At 63.7% G+C, this 20,865-nt stretch carries 25 protein-coding genes; 16 read left to right on the top strand and 9 right to left on the bottom strand.

Going from position 1 to position 20,865, the window contains the following annotated elements; all coding sequences use genetic code 11:
• Positions 1-296: 296 nt before the first annotated feature.
• Complete coding sequence (gene cspD, locus PMO31116_RS15775; RefSeq protein ID WP_150567559.1) at positions 297-503, top strand: cold shock domain-containing protein CspD; 207 nt, start codon at positions 297-299, stop codon at positions 501-503.
• Positions 504-1,135: 632 nt separating this feature from the next.
• Here the strand turns inward: cspD and PMO31116_RS15770 are convergent.
• From PMO31116_RS15770 to PMO31116_RS15755, 4 genes are all read right to left on the bottom strand, one after another.
• Positions 1,136-1,450 (bottom strand): non-heme iron oxygenase ferredoxin subunit, encoded by a 315-nt coding sequence (locus tag PMO31116_RS15770; protein ID WP_150567558.1) that lies wholly within the window; start codon positions 1,448-1,450, stop codon positions 1,136-1,138.
• Between the two features lie 13 nt (positions 1,451-1,463).
• A complete protein-coding gene (locus PMO31116_RS15765) occupies positions 1,464-1,937 on the bottom strand; it encodes an aromatic-ring-hydroxylating dioxygenase subunit beta (protein ID WP_150567557.1) in 474 nt (157 codons plus the stop codon).
• Positions 1,938-1,948: 11 nt separating this feature from the next.
• Positions 1,949-3,235: an aromatic ring-hydroxylating dioxygenase subunit alpha gene (locus PMO31116_RS15760; protein WP_246185323.1), complete on the bottom strand. Its 1,287-nt coding sequence runs from the start codon at positions 3,233-3,235 to the stop codon at positions 1,949-1,951.
• A gap of 131 nt (positions 3,236-3,366) precedes the next feature.
• Positions 3,367-4,395, bottom strand: a complete 1,029-nt coding sequence (locus tag PMO31116_RS15755; protein ID WP_150567556.1) for a 2Fe-2S iron-sulfur cluster-binding protein — start codon at positions 4,393-4,395, stop codon at positions 3,367-3,369.
• 158 nt (positions 4,396-4,553) lie between these two features.
• Between PMO31116_RS15755 and PMO31116_RS15750 the strand changes: the two genes are divergently transcribed.
• Complete coding sequence (locus PMO31116_RS15750) at positions 4,554-5,465, top strand: LysR family transcriptional regulator (RefSeq protein WP_150567555.1); 912 nt, start codon at positions 4,554-4,556, stop codon at positions 5,463-5,465.
• 106 nt (positions 5,466-5,571) lie between these two features.
• Here PMO31116_RS15750 and PMO31116_RS15745 read toward each other — a convergent pair whose 3' ends face one another.
• Positions 5,572-6,315: an SDR family oxidoreductase gene (locus PMO31116_RS15745; protein ID WP_150567554.1), complete on the bottom strand. Its 744-nt coding sequence runs from the start codon at positions 6,313-6,315 to the stop codon at positions 5,572-5,574.
• Between the two features lie 108 nt (positions 6,316-6,423).
• Between PMO31116_RS15745 and PMO31116_RS15740 the strand changes: the two genes are divergently transcribed.
• Complete coding sequence (locus PMO31116_RS15740) at positions 6,424-7,347, top strand: LysR family transcriptional regulator (protein WP_150567553.1); 924 nt, start codon at positions 6,424-6,426, stop codon at positions 7,345-7,347.
• 138 nt (positions 7,348-7,485) lie between these two features.
• Positions 7,486-7,923 (top strand): hypothetical protein, encoded by a 438-nt coding sequence (locus PMO31116_RS15735; RefSeq protein ID WP_150567552.1) that lies wholly within the window; start codon positions 7,486-7,488, stop codon positions 7,921-7,923.
• 129 nt (positions 7,924-8,052) lie between these two features.
• On the opposite strand, the gene icd is transcribed toward PMO31116_RS15735, so the two are convergent.
• Positions 8,053-9,306, bottom strand: coding sequence for an NADP-dependent isocitrate dehydrogenase (gene icd, locus PMO31116_RS15730; RefSeq protein WP_150567551.1), 1,254 nt, complete (start codon positions 9,304-9,306; stop codon positions 8,053-8,055).
• Positions 9,307-9,571: 265 nt separating this feature from the next.
• Here icd and PMO31116_RS15725 point away from each other — a divergent pair, with 265 nt between their 5' ends.
• The 4 genes from PMO31116_RS15725 (at position 9,572) to PMO31116_RS15710 (ending at position 11,406) form a co-directional block, all read left to right on the top strand.
• A complete protein-coding gene (locus PMO31116_RS15725; RefSeq protein WP_150567550.1) occupies positions 9,572-10,162 on the top strand; it encodes a pseudouridine synthase in 591 nt (196 codons plus the stop codon).
• Between the two features lie 52 nt (positions 10,163-10,214).
• A complete protein-coding gene (locus PMO31116_RS15720; protein ID WP_150567549.1) occupies positions 10,215-10,457 on the top strand; it encodes a hypothetical protein in 243 nt (80 codons plus the stop codon).
• A 127-nt stretch (positions 10,458-10,584) separates the two neighbouring features.
• Complete coding sequence (locus tag PMO31116_RS15715) at positions 10,585-10,791, top strand: hypothetical protein (protein WP_023594564.1); 207 nt, start codon at positions 10,585-10,587, stop codon at positions 10,789-10,791.
• An 87-nt stretch (positions 10,792-10,878) separates the two neighbouring features.
• Positions 10,879-11,406 carry a DUF192 domain-containing protein gene (locus tag PMO31116_RS15710; RefSeq protein WP_425494799.1) on the top strand — a complete coding sequence of 176 codons (528 nt, stop codon included), beginning with the start codon at positions 10,879-10,881 and terminating at the stop codon, positions 11,404-11,406.
• A gap of 24 nt (positions 11,407-11,430) precedes the next feature.
• Here PMO31116_RS15710 and PMO31116_RS15705 read toward each other — a convergent pair whose 3' ends face one another.
• The 3 genes from PMO31116_RS15705 to xseA all read right to left on the bottom strand — a co-directional run bounded on the left by PMO31116_RS15705 (position 11,431) and on the right by xseA (position 14,579).
• Entirely contained in the window at positions 11,431-12,168 is a 738-nt protein-coding gene (locus PMO31116_RS15705) for an HD-GYP domain-containing protein (protein WP_150567548.1), read from the bottom strand.
• Positions 12,169-12,424: 256 nt separating this feature from the next.
• Positions 12,425-13,003, bottom strand: coding sequence for a superoxide dismutase [Fe] (sodB, locus tag PMO31116_RS15700; RefSeq protein ID WP_150567547.1), 579 nt, complete (start codon positions 13,001-13,003; stop codon positions 12,425-12,427).
• Between the two features lie 202 nt (positions 13,004-13,205).
• Complete coding sequence (gene xseA, locus PMO31116_RS15695; protein ID WP_150567546.1) at positions 13,206-14,579, bottom strand: exodeoxyribonuclease VII large subunit; 1,374 nt, start codon at positions 14,577-14,579, stop codon at positions 13,206-13,208.
• Between the two features lie 448 nt (positions 14,580-15,027).
• Between xseA and PMO31116_RS15690 the strand changes: the two genes are divergently transcribed.
• The 8 genes from PMO31116_RS15690 to PMO31116_RS15655 all read left to right on the top strand — a co-directional run bounded on the left by PMO31116_RS15690 (position 15,028) and on the right by PMO31116_RS15655 (position 20,759).
• On the top strand, positions 15,028-15,639 hold the full coding sequence (locus PMO31116_RS15690; RefSeq protein WP_150567545.1) for a MotA/TolQ/ExbB proton channel family protein: 612 nt from the start codon (positions 15,028-15,030) through the stop codon (positions 15,637-15,639).
• Positions 15,640-15,654: 15 nt separating this feature from the next.
• Positions 15,655-16,101, top strand: coding sequence for an ExbD/TolR family protein (locus PMO31116_RS15685; RefSeq protein WP_150567544.1), 447 nt, complete (start codon positions 15,655-15,657; stop codon positions 16,099-16,101).
• 86 nt (positions 16,102-16,187) lie between these two features.
• Positions 16,188-17,165 (top strand): tetraacyldisaccharide 4'-kinase, encoded by a 978-nt coding sequence (lpxK, locus tag PMO31116_RS15680; protein WP_246185333.1) that lies wholly within the window; start codon positions 16,188-16,190, stop codon positions 17,163-17,165.
• Complete coding sequence (locus PMO31116_RS15675; RefSeq protein ID WP_150567542.1) at positions 17,146-17,352, top strand: Trm112 family protein; 207 nt, start codon at positions 17,146-17,148, stop codon at positions 17,350-17,352. Before lpxK ends, PMO31116_RS15675 begins: the two co-directional genes overlap by 20 nt.
• The gene (gene kdsB, locus PMO31116_RS15670; protein WP_150567541.1) at positions 17,349-18,140 is read left to right on the top strand and encodes a 3-deoxy-manno-octulosonate cytidylyltransferase; all 792 of its coding nucleotides are present in this window, start codon (positions 17,349-17,351) and stop codon (positions 18,138-18,140) included. The genes PMO31116_RS15675 and kdsB overlap by 4 nt, the downstream gene beginning before the upstream one ends.
• A 405-nt stretch (positions 18,141-18,545) precedes the next feature.
• Positions 18,546-19,211 carry an adenylate kinase gene (adk, locus tag PMO31116_RS15665; protein ID WP_150567540.1) on the top strand — a complete coding sequence of 222 codons (666 nt, stop codon included), beginning with the start codon at positions 18,546-18,548 and terminating at the stop codon, positions 19,209-19,211.
• Between the two features lie 125 nt (positions 19,212-19,336).
• Complete coding sequence (locus PMO31116_RS15660) at positions 19,337-20,095, top strand: 3-hydroxyacyl-CoA dehydrogenase (RefSeq protein ID WP_150567539.1); 759 nt, start codon at positions 19,337-19,339, stop codon at positions 20,093-20,095.
• Between the two features lie 169 nt (positions 20,096-20,264).
• Complete coding sequence (locus tag PMO31116_RS15655) at positions 20,265-20,759, top strand: Mpo1 family 2-hydroxy fatty acid dioxygenase (protein ID WP_174971389.1); 495 nt, start codon at positions 20,265-20,267, stop codon at positions 20,757-20,759.
• The last annotated feature ends 106 nt before the right edge of the window (positions 20,760-20,865 follow it).

The following is a 20,865-nucleotide window of genomic DNA, read 5'->3' as shown; positions in this document are numbered from 1 at the left end:
TGCCACACCCATATGAGTCAGCTTAACCCAAATTTCAAGGGTGTGTCGCGGCACCCTTTATGCCCTGCCAGATATAAGGGTAAAACCTGATCGAACGCTACTTCTATCGTTCAAAAAGGGCTTGACACTATTGGCGGTTAGCGAAAACAATCATCGTGGCGCTTTTCCTCTATAAGCGTTTTAAAAGAAAAGATGCCTGGGTGAGCCTAAGAAGCCGCCGCCAGCCGGCGGGTTTTTCAGATGTGCTCGTTGTTGCGGTGATATGTAGTAGTCGTAATTGTTTAGGGGAAGTTTGTATGGCAACCGGTACGGTCAAATGGTTTAACGACGCCAAGGGTTTTGGTTTCATCACGCCGGACGAAGGTGGCGAGGATCTGTTCGCGCACTTCTCGGCAATCCAGATGAACGGCTTCAAGACCCTGAAGGAAGGACAGAAGGTGCAGTTCGATGTCGTTCAAGGCCCGAAGGGCAAGCAGGCTTCGAACATCCAGGCAGCTCCCTGAGCGCCACGGTTCGACGCATTGGAAACCCGGCTCCGGCCGGGTTTTTTATTGCGCCGCAGCAACATATGCACCAGCTTGTCTCATTTTGGATCCATTTTCGCTCAGTGAATTCGACGCGACTTTCCACTCACGACCCAAAGTCGTGCGAAATTTGTCTGCATTAAAACCTGTATATAAGTTGATTCATCGCAATATTCCGCTCAATTATTAAATTACCCAACGGGATTGCCGGAATGCGGAAATCAATTACGCATTTACTTCAATAATGTAAGCATTCCTACGCAGCCGCTTCCCGCATCTCCGCATCCCAATACCGCCGATTCGGCCGATGGGAAAGGTATCGACCAATACGCCGGCGCGGCGCGTCAGAATGCAATAGGCATTTGACGATCGCGAAAGCACACGGCGCGGGGGCCGGGCAATCCGCAGGATGAACCATTTGTTTCATGTCTTCCCATTTGATTCATCGCGTCACGCCGTCGTGGCGGGACGCGGACTCGCGAGAGGCCGCGCTGCGCTGCAATAGCCACGGGCCGCCCCTGGGGGCAGCCCGTTCATAGGTGGTCTCGATGTTTCAGGGCTGGGAAGGTGCCGTGCTCCGCTTCGCTTGCACCGCTTGGGGGCAGGCCGTCTCAGCCCAGGTCGACGTAAACCTTGTCGGCCTCGATACGGATCGGATAGATTTTCACCGCCTCGGTTAGCGGCGCGCACAGGGCGGCGCCCGTCCGCACGTCGAACTTGCCCTGATGCAGCGGGCACTCGATCTCATGACCTTCCAGAAATCCGTCGCAAAGGCGGGCGTTCCCGTGGGTGCAGACGTTGTCGGTCGCGAACACCTCGCCGCCCACGCCATACAGGGCGATGTCCCGTCCGGCCACCACCACGCCGATCACGTCGTCCTCTGGGATGGCGTCGAGCGACGCCGCTTCCATCCAGTTTCCACTCATGTCGTTCCTCGCTTCAGATCGGGTAGATCAGCGAGTTGGGGATCATCTCGCTGTCGAAAATGCATTGGCGCGACGCGAACTTCCATCCCTCGTCGGTACGTTTGATGACGTCCAGATACCGGCCGACCGACAGGATGTCGCTCAACTGATCCGGTTTGGTGCGAAAAACGGCGTAATTCGCCTCGACCTCGAGCGTGTCGGCATCGCGCTCGCGAATCGACGGCAGGCCGATCACGTGCCGCTGGTAGTAAGGATCGTGAAAGAGTGTGTCGCGAATCCCGTAGATGCGGTCGCGCAGCATGCCCTTGCTCTCGAACGAGAGGGTGGCGAGCGGCAGTCCCATGTCGTAGTTCTCGCGCGGCTGGATCCGGTACACGCAATCGTCGAGAAAGAAGTCGGGCCAGGCGTCCCATTGTTGGGCGTCGAGCGCCGCCGCGTAGGCTGCGTTGAGTTCGACCACGGCCTGAAAGGTTGCGAAATCCACCATCTGTCGTCTCCTCAAACGTCCATCACACGGCGCCAATAGGCATACATGCCGCGAATCAGCGTTTCGGTCACCATGTGGTCGGTGTTCTCCACGCCGGTGCCGCCCAGCTCGGCGATGACGCGGTGCCACGGCTTCTGCGCGAAGCCCTCCTGCGAGCACTCGATGGCCTCACCGTCGTCCGCCGAGACAAAGCCTGCGGGCCCGAACAGATTCGCCTGGCGCAAACGGCGCTGGGTCATCTCCTCGGTGTCGTCCTCGAAGCCGAAGTGTGTCCAGACGAAGTCGAACGCATTGGGCCCGCGCGGCTGGATGTGGCGCGTCGACACCGAATTGACCTGCTGCTGGAGGATCACGCTGGGGAAAAGCGTCATGAGCACGGCGGTCGGCCCCTTCCACCAGTCTTCCTGGACGATGTCGAGAAAGCGCATGTCGTTGAGCGACATCGATTCCTTGAAACTCGACACGCCCGAGGTCACCTCTCCGCCACCGCCCTGACCGCGCGTGGAAATCATGGCCGCGTGGCGACCGTGCGCGTCCATCACGAGACGCGACTTGTTATCGGCACGCCACAGGCCGAACGTGACGAACCAGGTATGCAGCAGCCCCGGGTGATACGGGTCCTTGATGTTCTCCTGCATGAGCTTCCAGTTGCCCGGGATGCGCTGCTTGTTATAGCCCAGCAGTTTGAGCTTGCGCCCGTCGAACAACCGGTCGAAATAGGCGCAGATCTCCGGCCCGAAGAAGTCTTCGAGCGATTCGACCTCGTGATCGAACGACGCGAAGATCACGCCGCCGCGCGTGGCGACCTTCAGTTTGGTCAACCCGTGCTCCTCGGGCTTGAAATCCTTCGGCATGCCGCCGTTGACCTTGCCGTCCTGCTTCACGCCCCGGCGGAACGGAACGCCCTGAAGATTGCCCTTGAGGTCGTAGTTCCACTGGTGATACGGGCAATGGAAATCGGTGCGATTGCCGCGCTTTTCCCGACAGAACTTCATGCCGCGATGCGCACACACGTTCTCGACCACGTTGATGTCGCCCGTGGCGTCGCGCGTGACGATGACCGAGCGCTCGCCGATCACCGTGCGCTTGAAGTCGCCCGGTCCGGGCACCTCAGCCTCCAGCCCGACGTAGTTCCAGTGCTTGCGATAGAAGCATTGCTCGAGTTCCCGGCGATAGAGCTGCTCGTCCGTATAGACGCGAAACGGAATGCGGCTCGATCCCTCGGCGGGCCAGATGTCCGTTGCCGAATGGCCGTCGGACGGCGCCGGGTCGAACCCGGTCTGCGGTGTGGTACTCACGATCGTCTCCTTTGGGTGTGCGAAATCCATCGATACGGCGAAACGTCAGGCCGGTCGGCGCTCACACGACGTGGTCGACAGCGCGCACGTGCACGTCCGCCGCCCGCCTGGGCCGAACGCCCTTTGCGTGCCTAGGGGGCCGTGGCGTAGAACGCGTCGGCGTAGATATGCGCGCCGTCGATTCCACGCTCGCGCAGCAATCGCGTGGCGGCCTCGACCATCGGCGGGGCACCGCACAGGTAGGCGCGCCATCCGCCCAGCGCATCGGGCGAGGCGAAATCGGCCGCGATCGCCTCCGTCACATATCCGACACGGAATGTTTCGTCACGCGGCGCACCCGCGTCGATCGCCGCTGTGGTCGTCACCACGTGCAGGCGAATGCCCGCGTGTCGCGACGCCAGCTCGCGCAGCCACGCAAGACCGTACACGTCGTCCGGCGAACGGGCACCGACGTAGATGTCGATGGGATTGGTCATGCCACGCGCCACCGCCCCACGCACGATTGAGAGCACCGGCGCGAGCCCCGTCCCGCCAGCCACGCAAAGCATCGGCCCCTCATGGCGGGTACGCAGATACGACGTGCCCAGCGGGCCCGATACGCGAACCGCATCCCCCACTTTGAGTTGCTCGGCGACGTAGCCGGTCACCGCGCCGCCCGGCACGCGGCGGATGTGAAACTCGAGCGTGTCGTCGGCGTCGAGGCCTGCCATCGAATACGGACGGACATGCGCGGGCGTGAATTGCAGCGTGGCGTATTGGCCCGGCGAGAAGCTGAGGGGCTTCGCGGGCTTGAGGACCAGCCGTTTGATGTCGTGCGTGAGCGTTTCGATGGCGAGCACCGTCGCCTTCAGGATCTTCGCGGGATGCACGACGACTTCGTCGACCTCCGGCAACGCGATCTCGCAATCGCCATGCACCGTTGACTGGCAGGCCAGCACGTGGCGCTCGCCTTCGCCCGGGGAGGGTTCGTCATGATGACGGTACTCGACCCCGTCGGCCTGACGCACGTCGCCCGACAGGACCCGGCAACGGCAAGTGCCGCATCGGCCGGACAGACAACTGTAGGAAATCGGGATCTGGCGCTCGGTCAGCGTCTTGAGCAGGTTGTCGCCGGGGGCGACATCAAGGCGCTCGCCGAGCGGCTGCACGTGAACTTGCATGGGGGTTGTCTCCGTTCTGACGGTGCATCCAGCGCACCGCGCATGGCGTTTTGACGCCGTTTGCAGACAGCATCGCGCAACCCTCGATATAAACCAATAGAATCTCGTTTATATTCCCCATAAATTTCAGTGATTTCATCGAGCGATCCGGCACGCCCATGGACCTCCATTCTGTCGATCTGAACCTGCTGGTGGTCTTTCAGCACCTGTACAACGCAAGACGCGTATCGCGCGTGGCCGAGGCTCTGGGCGTTACGCAACCAGCGGTGAGCAATTCGCTCGCGCGCCTGCGCAAGCTGTTCAACGACGAGCTGTTCATCCGCACCTCGCGCGGCATGCTGCCCACGCCGATGGCCATTGCGCTGGCCGAGCCCGTGGCGGCGGCGCTCGACGCCCTGCACGGCGTCTTCAACCGTCAGCTTGCGTTCGATCCCGCGACCAGCCGGCGCGCGTTCCAGATCGCCATGACGGACATCGGCGAGGTGCACTTCCTGCCGAAACTCATGCACGCGCTCGGCGAGCGGGCGCCCGGGATCACCGTCAGCACCGTGCGCAATACGGCGGTGAATCTGCAGGAGGAAATGGCGGCGGGTCAGGTCGACCTCGCGGTGGGGCATTTGCCGGATCTCACGGCAGGCTTCTTCCAGCGGCGACTCTTCCGCCAGAAATATGTCTGCATGTTCCGGCCGGGACATCCGCTGGATCGACCGAAGCAGACACGGATGACGCGCGAGAATTTCGAACGCGCCGAGCAGGTGATGGTCGTCGCCGCGGGCACTGGACACGGCCAGGTCGACGAATTCATGGCGCGCGCCCACGTGCATCGCAACATCCGGCTGCGCGTGCCGCACTTCGTCGCGCTGGCCGACATCCTGCATGCGACCGACCTGATTGCCACCGTGACGGAAAAGTTCGCCGAGCGAAGCGCGCGGCATTTCGGCCTGCGTTACGTCGATCACCCGCTCGACGTGCCCGACGTCCAGATCAACCTGTTCTGGCACGCCCGGTATCATCAGGAGCCGGCAAGCCAATGGATGCGCACGCTGCTGTTCGAGCTCTTCTCGGAGTGACCGTCGCCGCGCTCGGCAGCGGCCCAAGCCCCATGCCGGGCGCGTTGGCGACGACGACGCCGCGGCCCCGGGCTTGCGCGCGCCGCGCGACCTGCCGGGCCACGACTCAGGCGTTGAATCCGCCGTCGATGGTGAGACTCGCGCCGGTCACGAACCCTGCCTCCTCGCTCGCGACATACGCCACCATCGCCGCAATTTCCTCGGGGCGAGCGTGGCGCCTGAGCGCCATCAGATCGTGCAGCGCCCCCGCGAAATCGCCGGCAGCCGGATTCATGTCGGTGTTCGTTGGCCCCGGCTGCACGTTGTTCACGGTAATGCCTCTGGGGCCGAGATCGCGCGCCATGCCCTTGACCAGCCCGACCAGCGCCGCCTTGCTCATCGCGTAGGTCGCGCCGCCCGCGAATGGCATGCGCTCGGCGTTGCACGAGCCGATGTTGATGATGCGCCCGCCCTCGCCCATGTGCGCAAGCGCCGCTTGCGATGCGATGAACACGGCGCGCACGTTGACGTTGAGCATGCGGTCGAACTCGTCGACCGGAATGTCCGCGATCGATGCCATGGAAAACACACCGGCGTTGTTCACGAGAATGTCGATCCTGCCAAAGCGAAGCGCCGCCTCATTCACCGCTTGCGTCAATGCGGCGGCGTCGCCCGCGTCGGCATGCAAGGCAAGCGCGCGCCCGCCCGAGGCTTCGATTTCAGCGACCAGATCCTCGGCGGCCGCCCTCGATCCCTTGAACGTAAACGCAACGGCCGCGCCGCCATCGGCCAGCCGCCGCACCACGGCCGCGCCAATCCCGCGCGAGCCCCCCGTCACGAATGCCACCTTGCCTGGAAAGTTCGTCGCCATGTCATTGCTCCACCGGGTTAAGAAGTGGAGCCAGTATGGTTCGCGAATTACATTCCCACTAGACGATAATATCGATCATCAATTTCAACCATTTGGAACAGGTGACCCATGGACGCCATGCATCTGATCGAGTCTTTCGTGCTCAGCGCGCGCGCTGGAAGTTTTTCCGCCGCGGCGCGCCGGTTGGGGATGACGCCCGCGGCCGTGAGCAAGAATGTCGCGCGTCTGGAGGCACAACTGGGGTTGCGCCTGTTCCACCGCAGCACGCGCAGTGTGACGCTCACCGCGGGCGGCGAGCGGTTCCTGCTCGACGTCGACGCGCCATTCGCGGCGCTGACCGATGCGTTTGCCCGCGCCGCCGAGCGCGAGAGCGCGCCATCCGGCGTGCTCAAGGTCAGCGTCGCGCACGCGTTCGGGCGTCAGTACCTCTTGCCGTTGCTCGGCGACTTTCTCGCTCGCTACCCCGAGATCGTGCCCGACTGGCGCTTCGACAACCGCAGCGTGGATGTCGTGGCCGAAGGCTTCGATGCCGCCATCGGCGGCGGGATCGAGCTCACGCCCGGAGTGATCGCGCGACGGCTCGCGCCAACCTATGCGGTCATCTGTGCGTCGCCCGGCTACATGGCCGAACGCGAGACACCCACGCATCCGTCCGCGCTGGCGTCGTTCGATGCCGTGATCCGGCGCTCCGGTGCGACCGGGCGTCTGCGCGCCTGGGACTTGCGCAACGCGCTGGGCGAGCGCGTCAACATCGAGGCGCGCACGCGCATGATCTTCGACGATCCCGAGGCGATGGCGCACGCGGTTGCGCTCGGCTACGGGGTCGCACTGCTGCCGATGCCGCATGCCGCGCCGTTGCTCGCGTCGGGTCGCATTCACCGGCTTCTGCCAGGATGGTACGAAGAGTACGGCGGCGTGTTCATCTATTACTCGAACAAGAAGCAGCTTCCCCTGCGCACCCGGGTCTTCGTCGATCACGTGGTGCAGGCTTTCGAGGCGCAACGCCTCGCCGCATGCTTCGACGGACGGTGATACACCCCCGAGGCACACGATCGCGCGGCGCCTTGCCTTGTGCGCGCGCGTGAACTGTAATGGAAGCATCGTGCCGACGACAGGGATGAGCCGGGAGAACACTCGGCGTCGGCAGTATCGGGGGGTGGGAGATCCGTCATGGATACCATCGAGATCGCATGGCGTGCGGTGGCTCTCGCCATGCTCGCGCTGGCACCCGGCGCGCCGCGTGCTCAGTCAGCGCTTCCCCCGTATCCCCCAAGGGAAATCACGCTTACGGTTGCCGTCGGCGAGAAGGCGGCGATCTGGGTGCAGCCCAACTACAGCGTGCTGTGCCGCTCGCTCGGCCAGCCGACGTTTGAACTCGACTCGACACCCACGCTCGGCGAAGTGATCCCCGAATGGATCGACTACACGGTGCCAGCCGGGCAGCGCTGCGAAAGCATGCGATTTCCCGGCATGGTGGTCTGGTACCAGGCCGGCAAATCGCCCGGCACCGACGTGGTCACCTGGACCGTAGGCTTCCCGCGCGAATTCGGCAGCCACACCCCCACCACCGGCGACCACCGCGTCACGACGACGATCGTCGTGAACTAGCCGGCGCGACGCGCGGGACAGGTTGGCATTGCCGGGCGGTTCGCGGCAAAACGCTTGCGCACGACGTCAAGAAAAAACCCCGCCTGTTCCATTCGGTGGCGGGGTTGTTCAGCAATCCGAGATATCGGATCACATGTTGTCGATCATCACCTGACCGAAGCCGGAACAGGACACTTGCGTCGCGCCTTCCATCAGACGGGCAAAATCGTAGGTGACCTTCTTCGAGAGAATCGACTTCTCCATGGACGCGATGATCAGGTCGGCCGCTTCTGTCCATCCCATGTGGCGCAGCATCATCTCCGCCGAGAGAATTTCCGACCCCGGATTGACGTAGTCCTTGCCGGCGTACTTCGGCGCCGTGCCGTGCGTGGCTTCGAACATCGCGACCGAATCCGACAGATTCGCCCCCGGTGCGATACCGATACCTCCGACCTGCGCCGCGAGCGCATCGGAAATGTAATCGCCGTTCAGGTTCAGCGTGGCGATCACGTCGTACTCGGCCGGACGCAGCAGAATCTGTTGCAGGAACGCGTCGGCAATCGAATCCTTGATCGTGATCTCCTTGCCGGTCTTCGGGTTCTTCACCTTGCACCAAGGTCCGCCGTCGATCTCCGTCGCACCGAATTCGTTCTTGGCGAGCGCATACCCCCAATCGCGGAACCCGCCCTCCGTGAACTTCATGATGTTGCCCTTGTGCACTAGCGTCACGGTGTCGCGGTTATTGTCGATCGCGTATTGAATGGCCTTGCGTACCAGGCGCTCCGTGCCCTCGCGCGAAACCGGCTTGACACCGATGCCGGAGGTTTCCGGAAAGCGAATCTTGGTGACGCCCATTTCATTGCGCAAAAACGCGATCAGCTTCTTCGCCCCCGCCGATTCCGCCTCCCACTCGATGCCGGCGTAGATGTCCTCCGAGTTCTCGCGGAAGATCACCATGTTGATCTTCTCGGGATGACGCACCGGCGACGGGACGCCCTTGAAGTACTGCACCGGACGCAGGCAGACATACAAGTCGAGTTGCTGGCGCAGCGCGACATTGAGCGATCGGATGCCGCCGCCGACCGGTGTCGTCAACGGCCCCTTGATCGACACGACGTAGTCCTTCACGGCCTGCATCGTTTCGTCGGGCAACCACACATCGGGGCCATAGATGCGCGTGGATTTTTCTCCCGCGTAGACTTCCATCCAGCTGATCTTGCGCTTGCCGCCATAGGCCTTCTCCACGGCCGCATCGACGACCTTGAGCATCACCGGCGTAATGTCCACGCCCGTGCCGTCTCCCTCGATGTACGGGATGATCGGATTGTCCGGCACGTTCAGCGAGAAATCCCTGTTGACGGTGATCTTCTCGCCGGCCGGTACCTTGATGTGCTGATACGACATGGTGGGGCTCCAATGGAAAAATCGGGCTGCGCTCGCCAAATGCGCCCGAGGGGGAACGCTCGACGTATTTCGTCCCTATTGTAGTCACTGCATCGCAGGGTGCGCGTAACGCAAGACAACTCTTATATAAGACATAAGACTTACATTCCCGATTATGCATTAACATGGCGGGGCTGACCAGCGGTTCAAGAACGCATATTGCGTTCCGCTGCCATGTCCCACGGCGGGCGTGTCCGTCGGCACTCTCCGATTTTGCGCTACCGGTATGACACTTCTCGCACTCAATAAACCCTTCGGCACGATCTGCCAGTTCTCGCCGCATCCCACTCGCCCCACACTCGCCGAATGCATCGCGCAGCCCGGGGTTTATCCGGCGGGTCGCCTCGATGCCGACAGTGAAGGACTGCTGCTGCTTACCGACGACGGTCGCCTTCAGGCGCGGATTGCGGAACCGGAGCGCAAGTTGCCCAAGACCTATTGGGCGCAGGTCGAAGGGGCTTACGAAGAAGCGGCCGTGGCTCGCCTGCGCGCCGGTCTCGATCTGGGCGATTTCGTCACCCTGCCCTGCGACGCCCGCGAGATTCCCGAGCCGCAGGCACTTTGGCCCCGCCATCCGCCCATCCGCTATCGCGCAAGCATTCCGACCCACTGGTTGGAGATCACGCTGGTCGAAGGCAAGAACCGCCAGGTCAGACGCATGACGGCCGCCGTGGGCAAACCGACCCTGCGACTCGTACGCGTAGCCATCGGTCCGGTCGACGTCTTCGCGCTGAATCTGGCGCCAGGACAATGGTGCGAACTGCCGCAACAAATACTTACACTTTCCGGTCAACGCCGCGACCGTCCATCTCGTTGAGGGAACAGGTGCGCAACATACGCACCACGAACTGAAACGAGGAAACCAAGTCATGAACAAACTGCTGCTCGCATTGACCGCCGGCCTGATCGTGTCCGGCGCCGCGATGGCCCAACAATCGGCGCCGGCCACGGCGCCTGTCGCACCGGCGGCGCCTGCGGCAGCAGCGCCCGCTCCGGCGGCACCGGCAGCGGCTACCCATGCCGCGCCGGCGAAGAAGGCCAAGCACAAAAAGCATCACCACAAGAAGACCGGCAAGAAGGCTGCCCAACCCCCGGTCGGTAACAAGCCGTAATACTTTGGTTCGAAAAAATCTGCGGGTGGGTTGTCAACGGATGTCCTGAACGGACGTTAAAGGAGATGACTCACTTCGCGGGTCAACGAGTACATCACCCCAACATCGAGCTTCAACGAGGAATCTCATGAAAAAACTGATCGCTGCCCTGGTCGCTGGCCTGTTCGCAACTGGCGTGTTCGCTCAAGCTTCGGCTCCGGCCGCTGACGCGGGTGCTGCTCCGGCCGCCGCAAGCAAGCCGGCTGCAAAGAAGAAGTCGACGCACAAGAAGTCGCACAAGAAGTCGGCAAAGAAGGCTTCGGCTGCTGAAGCGCCGGCCGCTGCCAGCAAGTAAGTCCCGCGTGGCGCAGCACGTCTGCGCAACGTGCGGTAACAAGCAGGTTGCTCTCGCAACCTGCTTTTTTTTCGTCCGGCGGCTACAATGATCCGCCTCCCTCTGACGTTCCCCCCGATCTTTCAGGAGTCGTTCGTGATCCGGATTTCACGTCAACTGGCCGCGCTTGCCGCCAGCGCCGCGTTTGCCGCCTCTGCCGCCTTCATGGCCCTTGCGCCGACGAGCGCCGCCGCGCAAATCAAACAACCCGGCCAGTTTCCCACCGTCCAGCTTTCCGCCGGCATGTACCTGATCAAGGCCGAAGTGGCCGCCAACGAAGCCGATCGCGAGCAGGGTCTGATGTATCGCAAGACCATGCCCGACAACGCCGGCATGCTGTTCGTGTTCGAACAACGCGCCGGTCACTGCTTCTGGATGAAAAACACTGATCTGCCCCTGTCCATCGCCTTTCTGGCCGACGACGGCACGATCGTGAACATCGAGGACATGGCCCCGCAGACCGAAGACAACCACTGCCCTCGCGCCGCCGTGCGCTTCGCGCTCGAAATGAACCAGGGCTGGTTCAGTAAGCGAGGTATTGGACCGGGCATGAAAATCTCCGGCCTGCCGCGCTGATCGTCAGTTGCCGGGGCGGCGCACTCAGCGTGCGCCGCTCGATACGCCCAGCGCGGATGTGAGCGATCGCTCGAGAAAGCAGTCGAGCAGCCAGGGATCGAAGTGACGTCCCCGTTCGCCGAGCATCGCACCGACGATTTGCGTCGGGCTGAGCGCGTCCCGATAAGGCCGATGACTCGCGAGCGCATCGAACACGTCGACGATGGCAACGATGCGCCCCGCCAGCGGAATGCGATTTCCCGACAGCCCGTACGGATACCCCAGTCCGTCGTAACGCTCGTGATGGGTCAGCGCCACCGAGGCGGCCAGTTCGCACGCGGCCCCGCCAATGGCGCGGAGCATGTCGGCGCCGAGTCGGGGATGCATCCGCATCACCTGCATCTCGTCGGGTGACAATTTGCCCGGCTTCTCCAATATCGTATTGGGAATGCAAAGCTTGCCCGTGTCGTGCAGCGCGGCCGCGAGGCCGAGCGCCTGCGCCTCCACGGCGGGCAGTCCCAGCGACTTCGCGAAACGCCATGCGAGCGTGCCAACGCGCCACATGTGACTGGCGGTGCCACCGCGCTTGTGTTCGGCCAGGCGGAACAACGTCCATGCGGCACTCGGCAAACTGCGCATTAGCCGGGCATCGGCGAGCCGGCGCCGATGCGGCGCCACGGGCTGAATGTCTGCCGCGGTGACCTCCGGGCCCGCGCGACGCACGTGGCGCTCGGGAAGGGAATCACCGGAAGGGGCGCGGGAGGGTGGCGCAGGGTCTGGCATGAGTCGTTCGTCTGGTTTGGAGCCCTCACTCTATCGGGGCTCGCATCGCCAAACGTTGATGTCGATCAAGCCCACCGCACATCCATGCGATCCGGCAACGGCTGAATACGAAAAAAGCCCACCGCAAGCGGTGGGCTTTTCGATTGCCGGCAACGTCGCGCGCTCGGGTTGGGCGCCTGACGCGGCATCACATCACGAACCGCACCTCGAAATGCGCGATTCGCGATTGTCGATCGGCAAGTTCCGGGACGTTCGATCAGGCGAAGTTCTTCGCGGCGAAATCCCAGTTGACCAGCGTCCAGAATGCCTCGGCAAACTTCGGACGGGCATTGCGGTAGTCGATGTAGTACGCATGCTCCCACACGTCGATCGTGATGATCGGCTTGTCGGTCGTGGTGAGCGGCGTGGCGGCGTTGCTCGTGTTCACGATGTCGAGCGAACCGTCGGCCTTCTTCACCAGCCACGTCCAGCCCGAACCGAAGTTGCCCACGGCCGACTTCGTGAAGGCTTCCTTGAAGGCGTCGAACGACCCCCACTTGGCGTCGATGGCCTTGGCCAGATCACCCGTCGGTGCGCCGCTGCTCTTGGGCGTCAGGGTGTTCCAGAAGAAGGTGTGGTTCCACACCTGGGCTGCATTGTTGAACACGCCGCCCGACGACTTCTTGATGATGTCTTCGAGGCTGGCGTTTTCGAATTCGGTGCCCTTGATCAGGTTGTTCAAGTTGGTCACATAGGCTTGGTGGTGCTTGCCGTAGTGATACTCCATCGTTTCCTTGGAGATGGTCGGCGCCAGTGCATCGATGGCGTACGGCAGTTCAGGGAGCTTGTGTTCCATGGCAATTGTCCTTTGTGCTCTGAGGGGAACCCGATTTGCGTTATCCGGAGCCATCGATTCTAGGGCAGATGCGATAACCCCGCAAACCCAACGGGTACTTGGCTTCCCGCAATGTGCCCGTCGAATGTGACGATTGTTTGCCGATCCCGGCCAATCGACGCAGGATCCCTGCGATTTGCCAGCTTCCCCGAACCGTCCACGCCTAAAAAGTATCGTCTAGCCTGACTTGAACGTCACCAATCCCGACGTCGGCCGCGCCTTGCGCCAAGTGCATGGTGACCTGCTGGCCGCGTTGCAGCCGGCGCGGGTCGCGCAGCGGTTGCCCCTTGGCGTCGAGCACCGCGGCATAACCGCGCTGCAGCGTTCGACGAGGGTTTAGCAGCTCCAGTTGCGCACTGGCGTCGGCCAGACGCTGCGCCGAGCGCTCGGCACGGCGCAACATGGCACGCTGCATGCGCTGCCCGAGCAATGCCATGCGCTCATGCTGCGACGCAATATCCGGCACGGCGCGCGCCAGGCGCAGGCGCAACATCTCGAAGCGGCCTCGCCGCTGCGCCAGCGGGCGCTCCAGCGCGTGCCGCATGCGATCTGACAAGTGCGCGAGCTCGCCGCGCTGACGCGCCAAACGCTCACGCGGCGACACCAGCCCGCGTGACAGGCTGTCCAGTTGCTGGGCGCGTTGCTCCAGCGTACGCCACATGGCGCGCGTGAGACGCTGGCGCTCGCGGTCGACCTCGCGCAGGCATTCGTCGCGCGCGGCACTGATGAGTTCGGCGGCCGCGGTCGGCGTAGGAGCTCGGACGTCGGCCACGAAGTCCGCAATGGTGAAATCGGTTTCGTGCCCCACGCCCGAGACGACCGGCAGTTCGCTTCGCGCAATGGCATGCGCCAGCACTTCCTCGTTGAACGCCCAGAGGTCCTCGATCGAGCCACCGCCTCGGCAAAGCAGAATCGTATCCACTTCGCGGCGGGCATTGGCGATGTCGAGCGCGGCGGCGAGGCGGGCGGCGGCATCGACGCCCTGCACCGGGGCCGGATAGACCACGACCGCGACATGCGGCGCACGACGGGCCAGCGTGGTGAGCACGTCGCGCAGCGCGGCGGCCTGCAATGACGTCACCACACCCACGCGGCGTGCGTACTTTGGCAACGCGCGTTTTCGGGCGGTATCGAAAAGGCCTGCCGCGGCGAGCTTTTCCTTGAGTCGCAGGAACGCCTCGTACAGGTTGCCCTGTCCGGCGCGACGGATAGCCTCCACGTTGAGTTGCACTTCGCCGCGTGGCACATACATCGAGAGCAAGGCGCGAACTTCGACGCGATCGCCCTCCTTGGGCATGAAATCGGCATGCTGGGCGCGTCCGCGGAACATCACGCAGCGCATCTGCGCCTGCGCGTCCTTGATGGAGAAATACCAATGGCCGCTGGCCGCTCGCGTGAAGTTCGAAATTTCGCCGCTGACCCACGCCAGAGGGAAGCTCCGCTCGAGCACGCCGGCCACGGCCTTGTTCAAATCTGAAACGCTTAGCACGCGATCCGCACCACCGGTGGGCCGGGCGTCGTCGAAAGAAAGGTTCATGCGCGTTGGCTGACGAAAAACTGTCCACAGGCCCGCTAATTTAAGGGTTTTCGCGTGCAAACGCCCGACATTTCCAGTCAGAGAAACTCAAACCCTTGATTTATCGGGATTTCCGAGCTGAAGACCGATGGTGTCAAACACGGAATTCGGTACCGGGGCCAAGATATATCCTGACGCGCGGACATGTGCACATAGTTATCCACAGGCTCGCGGGGTTTTCCTGGGATTCGCGAGCTTGCGGTGGTGTTCATTTCTGAAACAGCTCACTGCGCATTTTTTAATCACGGACCAAAAAGCTTCGCTGCGTCAAAGGGTTGCCGAACGTATCCCACTGTTGTCCACATCCTTGTGCTCGTCCAATGTGGAAAACGGTGCTTGCCCATCCCCACCCTGCACGCTACAGTGCGGACTCGTTTGCCCATCCCCCGCAACAAGCAAGAGGTCGTCTTTGTTTGCCGTCATCCAGGCCGCCGGCTGGCCCATCTGGCCACTTCTCATCGCTTCCGTCATCGCCCTCGCCCTGATCGTGGAGCGCGCCCTGTCGCTGCGCCGCGCACGCGTGCTGCCCGCAGGCATTCTCGAGAATGCAATCACACTCGCTCGTCGTGGCGCCAAGCAGGAGGCCACCGACGCACTGGCGAGAGGCTCGCTGCTCGGTCGTGTGCTCGCCACGGGGGTGCGCTACGTTGCCCACAATCCACAGGGGCCGCGCGACGCCGCCAAGGAAGCCCTCGAGGAGACCGGACGTGCCGTCGCCCATGAACTCGAGCGATTTCTGCCCGCGCTCGGCACCATTGCCTCGATCGCCCCGTTGATGGGGCTGTTCGGCACGGTCGTCGGCATGATCGAGATCTTCGGCTCGCAAGACGCCACGGGAACCGACCCGGCGCAGCTCGCCCACGGCATCTCGGTCGCGCTCTACAACACCGGTTTCGGTCTGATGATCGCGATTCCCGCAATGATCTTCTACCGCTATTACCGCACACGCGTCGACGCCTTCCTGGTGGAACTCGAGACGCAGGCGGTCCATTTTCTCGATGCCACGCTGCCGCGGCACTGACGCGAGAGTTGCGCGATGAATTTCCGTCGAGGCCTCTCCACACGCGACGAGCCGGAGATCAACCTGATCCCGCTCATCGACGTGCTGCTTGTCATCCTGATCTTTCTGATGGTCACCACGACCTATACGCGTTACACCGCGCTCAAGGTCAATCTGCCGACCGCCGACGCGGAGAAGGCCGTGGTTCCCCCCCGCCAGATCGTGGTCTCGGTCGGTGCGGACGGCAGCTACGCCATCGACCGGCACGCGCTCGCGCAACGTGACGTGGCCAGCCTGACAGCGGCGCTGCGCCAGTCGGCGGGCCCGGCGAGCGACGACGCGCAAGCGCCCGTCATCATCATCAACGCCGATGCGAAAAGCAGTCATCAGTCGGTCATCAACGTGATGGAGGCCGCGCGCGAAGCCGGGCTGTCGCGACTGACCTTTGCCGCGCGCGCCACGGCCGCGCGCCCGTCCCGATGACATCGCCTCCGCACGACGTCGCGCGAGGTGCGCGCGCTCGGGCGCTGGTACCGCGCCTGTCCGGCTCGCTGGTGCACTGGGTCGGCATGCAATGGCAGCGGCGCGGCGCCGTCGCATGGCTGCTTTGGCCGCTGTCATGGATCTTCGGTGCGATCGCCGCATGGCGACGTCTGAGTTTTCGTCGCGGCTGGAAGGCCTCGACGCGCCTGCCCGTGCCCGTCGTCGTGATCGGCAATCTCACGGTGGGCGGCACCGGCAAGACGCCGACCGTCATTGCGCTGGTCAACGCGTTGCGCGCACGCGGGTACACCCCGGGCGTGCTGTCGCGCGGCTACGGCGCACGGCTCTCGCACCCGACCGAGGTGACCCCGACGGCGCGCCCCGAAGCTGTCGGCGATGAACCCCTGCTCATCGCCAGACGAACGGGCGCCCCGGTGTGGGTCTGGCCGGCGCGCGTCGAAGGGGGACGCGCGCTGCTCGCCGCGCATCCCGAGTGCGATGTCATTCTGTGCGATGACGGGCTTCAACACTATGCACTGGCGCGCGATGTCGAGATCGCGGTGTTCGATCATCGTCTTGCCGGCAACGGGTTCCTGCTGCCGGCGGGTCCGCTGCGCGAACCGCTCTCGCGAACGCGCGACGCCAACCTGATCAACGACCCTTACGGCAAGACATTGCCGGCCTGGCCCAACACCTCGCGCCTGACCCTGTCGCTGGGCGACGCGTGGTGCGTGAGTCAGCCGTCGCTCGCCCGGCCGCTTTCGCACTTCCGCGGCAAGCGGGTGCTGGCAGCCGCCGGCATTGGCGCCCCGGAGCGATTCTTCGCGGCGTTGCGCGCCGCGGGCGTGCAGATCGAGACGCTCCCCCTGCCCGATCATTACGACTTCGCCACGAATCCGTTCGATGGCGTGGCGGCCGATGCCATCCTGGTCACTGAAAAGGATGCAGTAAAATGCGTCACCTGGTCCGACCCACGTGTGTGGGCCGTGCCTGCCGAGGCAGCGCTCGATGCGCGTCTCGTATCACTGGTAGTGGAGAAATTGCGTGGACAACCGACTGTTTGAGATTCTCGTCTGCCCTTTGTGCAAGGGGCCCCTGGAGTACGACAAGAAGGCCCAGGAGCTGATTTGCCACGCCGACAAGCTCGCATATCCGATTCGTGACGGCATTCCCGTCATGCTGGCCGACGAAGCGCGTCAGTCCGTCGAAGGGACGCCCGTGCCCCCGAGCGACGACACGTCCGCATCGTGAGCGCCGCCCCCGCTGTCGTCGACTTCGTCGCCGTGGTGCCGGCCCGGCTCGCGTCGACGCGCCTGCCGAACAAGCCGCTCGCCGATATCGGCGGCAAGCCGATGGTCGTCCGCGTGGCGGAACGGGCGCGCGAGTCGGGCGCCCGCCAGATCGTCGTGGCAACCGATGCGCAAAGCGTTGCCGACGCCGTCTCGGCCCACGGCTTCAACGTTGCCCTGACGCGAGCCGATCACCCCACCGGCACCGACCGGCTGGCCGAGGTGGCAGTGCAACAAGGCTGGTCCGACGACACCATTGTCGTCAACGTCCAGGGCGACGAACCGCTCATCGATCCGCGTTTGGTGCATGCGGTAGCGGCCCACCTCGCGGCGCATCCCGAATGTGCGCTCTCGACCGCGGCACATCCCATCACGGAGAACGCCGAGATCTTTTCCCCGAACGTCGTCAAGGTCGTGCTCGATGCGCACGGCCGCGCGCTCTATTTTTCCCGCGCCCCCATTCCCTGGTCGCGCGACGCATGGTCGGCCGGACTTGCTCACACGGCGACGTTGCCCGCAGCCGGCACGCCGATCTTCCGCCACATCGGGCTGTACGCCTATCGGGCGAAATTCCTGCGCAGCTACCCTAGCCTGCCGCAGGCGCCGATCGAGACCGCCGAATCGCTCGAACAACTTCGTGCGCTGTGGCATGGCGAGCGCATTGCGGTACTCGTCACCGAGGACGCGCCGTTGCCGGGCGTCGATACCGCTGAGGACCTCGAGCGGGTTCGCGCGTTGCTGCAAGGCTGACGCGAGGCGGTTGACGCAAGTCGCCTGCGACAGGCATCGAGGCGGCGCGGTTGGCAGGCCGACTCGACGACGGCACGGAGGTTGAAGTGGCCGGCGACGCGAATTCCAACGCCTGGGCATCGTGGGTCTTACCGCGCGTGCGCACCGCGAGGTCCGTCCCGGAATTCGAACAGGCGCGCCGCGCATCCGTCGGCAAAACGCCGCCGGGCGGGCACGTCGTGGCATAATCGCTCTGATTCTCGCGAGCAGATCCCGGTCGTGCGCGCGTCGCGCCTTGCCGAGCGCGGCGCCGGCGCGCGGTGAGGTTGGCCGGTCAACGGACCCGCAACCCACTGCAGATCGCCGGGAAATGTCTGCCTGCCGCACGCACAGCATTCACAAATCACAAACTTTCAGGAGTCATCGATGCGTCTGATTTTGTTGGGGGCACCCGGGGCCGGCAAGGGCACCCAAGCCACGTTCATCAAAGAAAAATTCGGCATCCCGCAAATCTCGACCGGCGACATGCTGCGCGCTGCGATCAAGGAAGGCACCCAACTCGGTCTCGAGGCCAAGCGTTTCATGGACGCCGGCGATCTCGTGCCGGACGCCGTGATCATCGGCATGGTGCGTGAGCGCCTGACGGCCGACGACTGCAAGAACGGTTACCTGTTCGACGGCTTCCCGCGCACGATCGCGCAAGCCGAAGCCATGAAGGAAGCCGGTGTGGCCATCGACTACGTGCTCGAAATCGACGTGCCTTTCGATGAGATCATCACCCGCATGAGCGGCCGTCGCACGCACCCGGCCTCGGGTCGCACGTATCACGTCAAGTTCAACCCGCCCAAGGTGGACGGCAAGGATGACGTGACGGGCGAGCCGCTCGTGCAGCGTGAAGACGACAAGGAAGAAACCGTGAAGAAGCGTCTGGCCGTGTACGAATCGCAGACCAAGCCGCTCGTCGCCTATTATTCCGATTGGGCGAAGCACGGTAGCCAGGGCGCGCTCGTCGAGGCGCCGCAGTACCGCAAGATCTCGGGCCAGGGTAGCGTGGACGAGATTCGTGCACGCGTGTTCGACGCCCTGAAGTAAGCGCGCCAACGTCAGCGGTAGACGGCACGGCCCGGTCGTGTCGACGCCATACAGGCAGCCGTAACGCCACGAAAAAGGCGGCCAGTGCAGACTCGGCCGCCTTTTTTGCCAAAGGAGGATGACGCATGGAAATTCAGGGCAATGTGTTTCTGATCACCGGTGGCGCCTCGGGGCTCGGCGCGGCGGCCGCGCGATGGCTCGCCGGACTCGGCGCCAAAGTCGTGCTCGCCGACGTGAACGTCGCCGAAGGCGAGGCGCTCGCGGAAAAGCTCGGCGGCAAGTTCGTCAAATGCGATGTGACCCGCGAGGATGACGGCAAGGCCGCCGTCGTCACGGCGCAAGCGCTCGGCACGCTACGAGGTCTCGTCAATTGCGCGGGCATCGCGATCGGGAGTAAGACCGTGGGGCGCGACGGCCCACACCCGCTCGACGCCTTTTCGCGCGTGATCCAGATCAACCTGATCGGCACCTTCAACATGATTCGCCTCGCCGCCACGGCCATGAGCCACGGCGAGCCCAACAGCGAAGGCGAGCGCGGCGTGATCGTCAATACCGCTTCGGTCGCCGCCTTCGACGGCCAGATGGGGCAGGCCGCGTACGCAGCGTCGAAGGGCGGGGTCGCGAGTCTCACGCTGCCCGTCGCCCGCGACCTGTCGCGCAGCGGTATCCGCGTGATGACCATCGCCCCCGGTATCTTCGAGACGCCCATGATGCTCGCCATGCCCGCCGAAGTGCAGGCGTCGCTCGGCCAGATGGTGCCGTTTCCGCCTCGGCTCGGGAAACCGTCGGAGTACGCCATGCTCGTGGAGCAGATCGTGCGCAATCCAATGCTCAACGGCGAAGTCATCCGTCTGGACGGTGCGATCCGGATGCAACCGAAGTAGGCACGGCACGAGACGCACGCTCCCGGGCGTACCTTGACGCACCGCAACATGCCGTCCTCCGGACTGTGACTACAATGGAATGCCGATCGCCACCGCGCTCGGTCCCGACGCCGGTCGAGTCGCCGGCACCCTCGTGTTCTTCCCGTCCCCCCCGAGGCAGGAGGCTGGCATGAAATCACTGGCGCAACAGATGTCGTTCTACCAGCGCTATCACCGCAGTCCCAAGAACCGTCTCACGCATTTCTTCGGCGTTCCCATGATCATCCTCGCCGTGATGCAGGCCCTGTCATGGGTGCCGCTCGGCCCGAGCGGACTGAATCTGGCGCACGTGGTCATGCTGGTGCTGCTGTCGTATTACTTCATTCTCGACGTGCCGCTCGCGCTCGCCATGACGGCGTTCTTCGCCGTGCTGCTGGCCGTGACGCAGCATCTCGCACGCCTGCCTTGGACGTGGGCGCTCGTCGTGTTCGGGGTCTTGTTCGTGGGCGGGTGGATCATTCAGCTGATCGGCCATCATTTCGAAGGCCGCAAACCAGCCCTGCTCGACAACTTCTTCCAGATATTCATCGCCCCCATGTTCCTGATGGCCGAAGTGTTCTTCCATTTCGGTTACAAACCCGGGCTGCAACGACGCGTGCAGGAGCTGGCGGCGCAGTCCGCCTGACGTCTGACGCGGCGCTGTCCGGCAAGCGGCACCGGGCACCCGCTCGCCGCGCGACGCCGTCGCGGCGGTAAGATCGCCAGAATCAAAACGCCAGTCGATACCGACT

This window comes from Pandoraea morbifera, assembly GCF_902459575.1.
Lineage (GTDB): Bacteria > Pseudomonadota > Gammaproteobacteria > Burkholderiales > Burkholderiaceae > Pandoraea > Pandoraea morbifera.
Note: the sequence above shows the minus strand (reverse complement) of the source record. Positions and strands in the feature narration are given on the sequence as shown.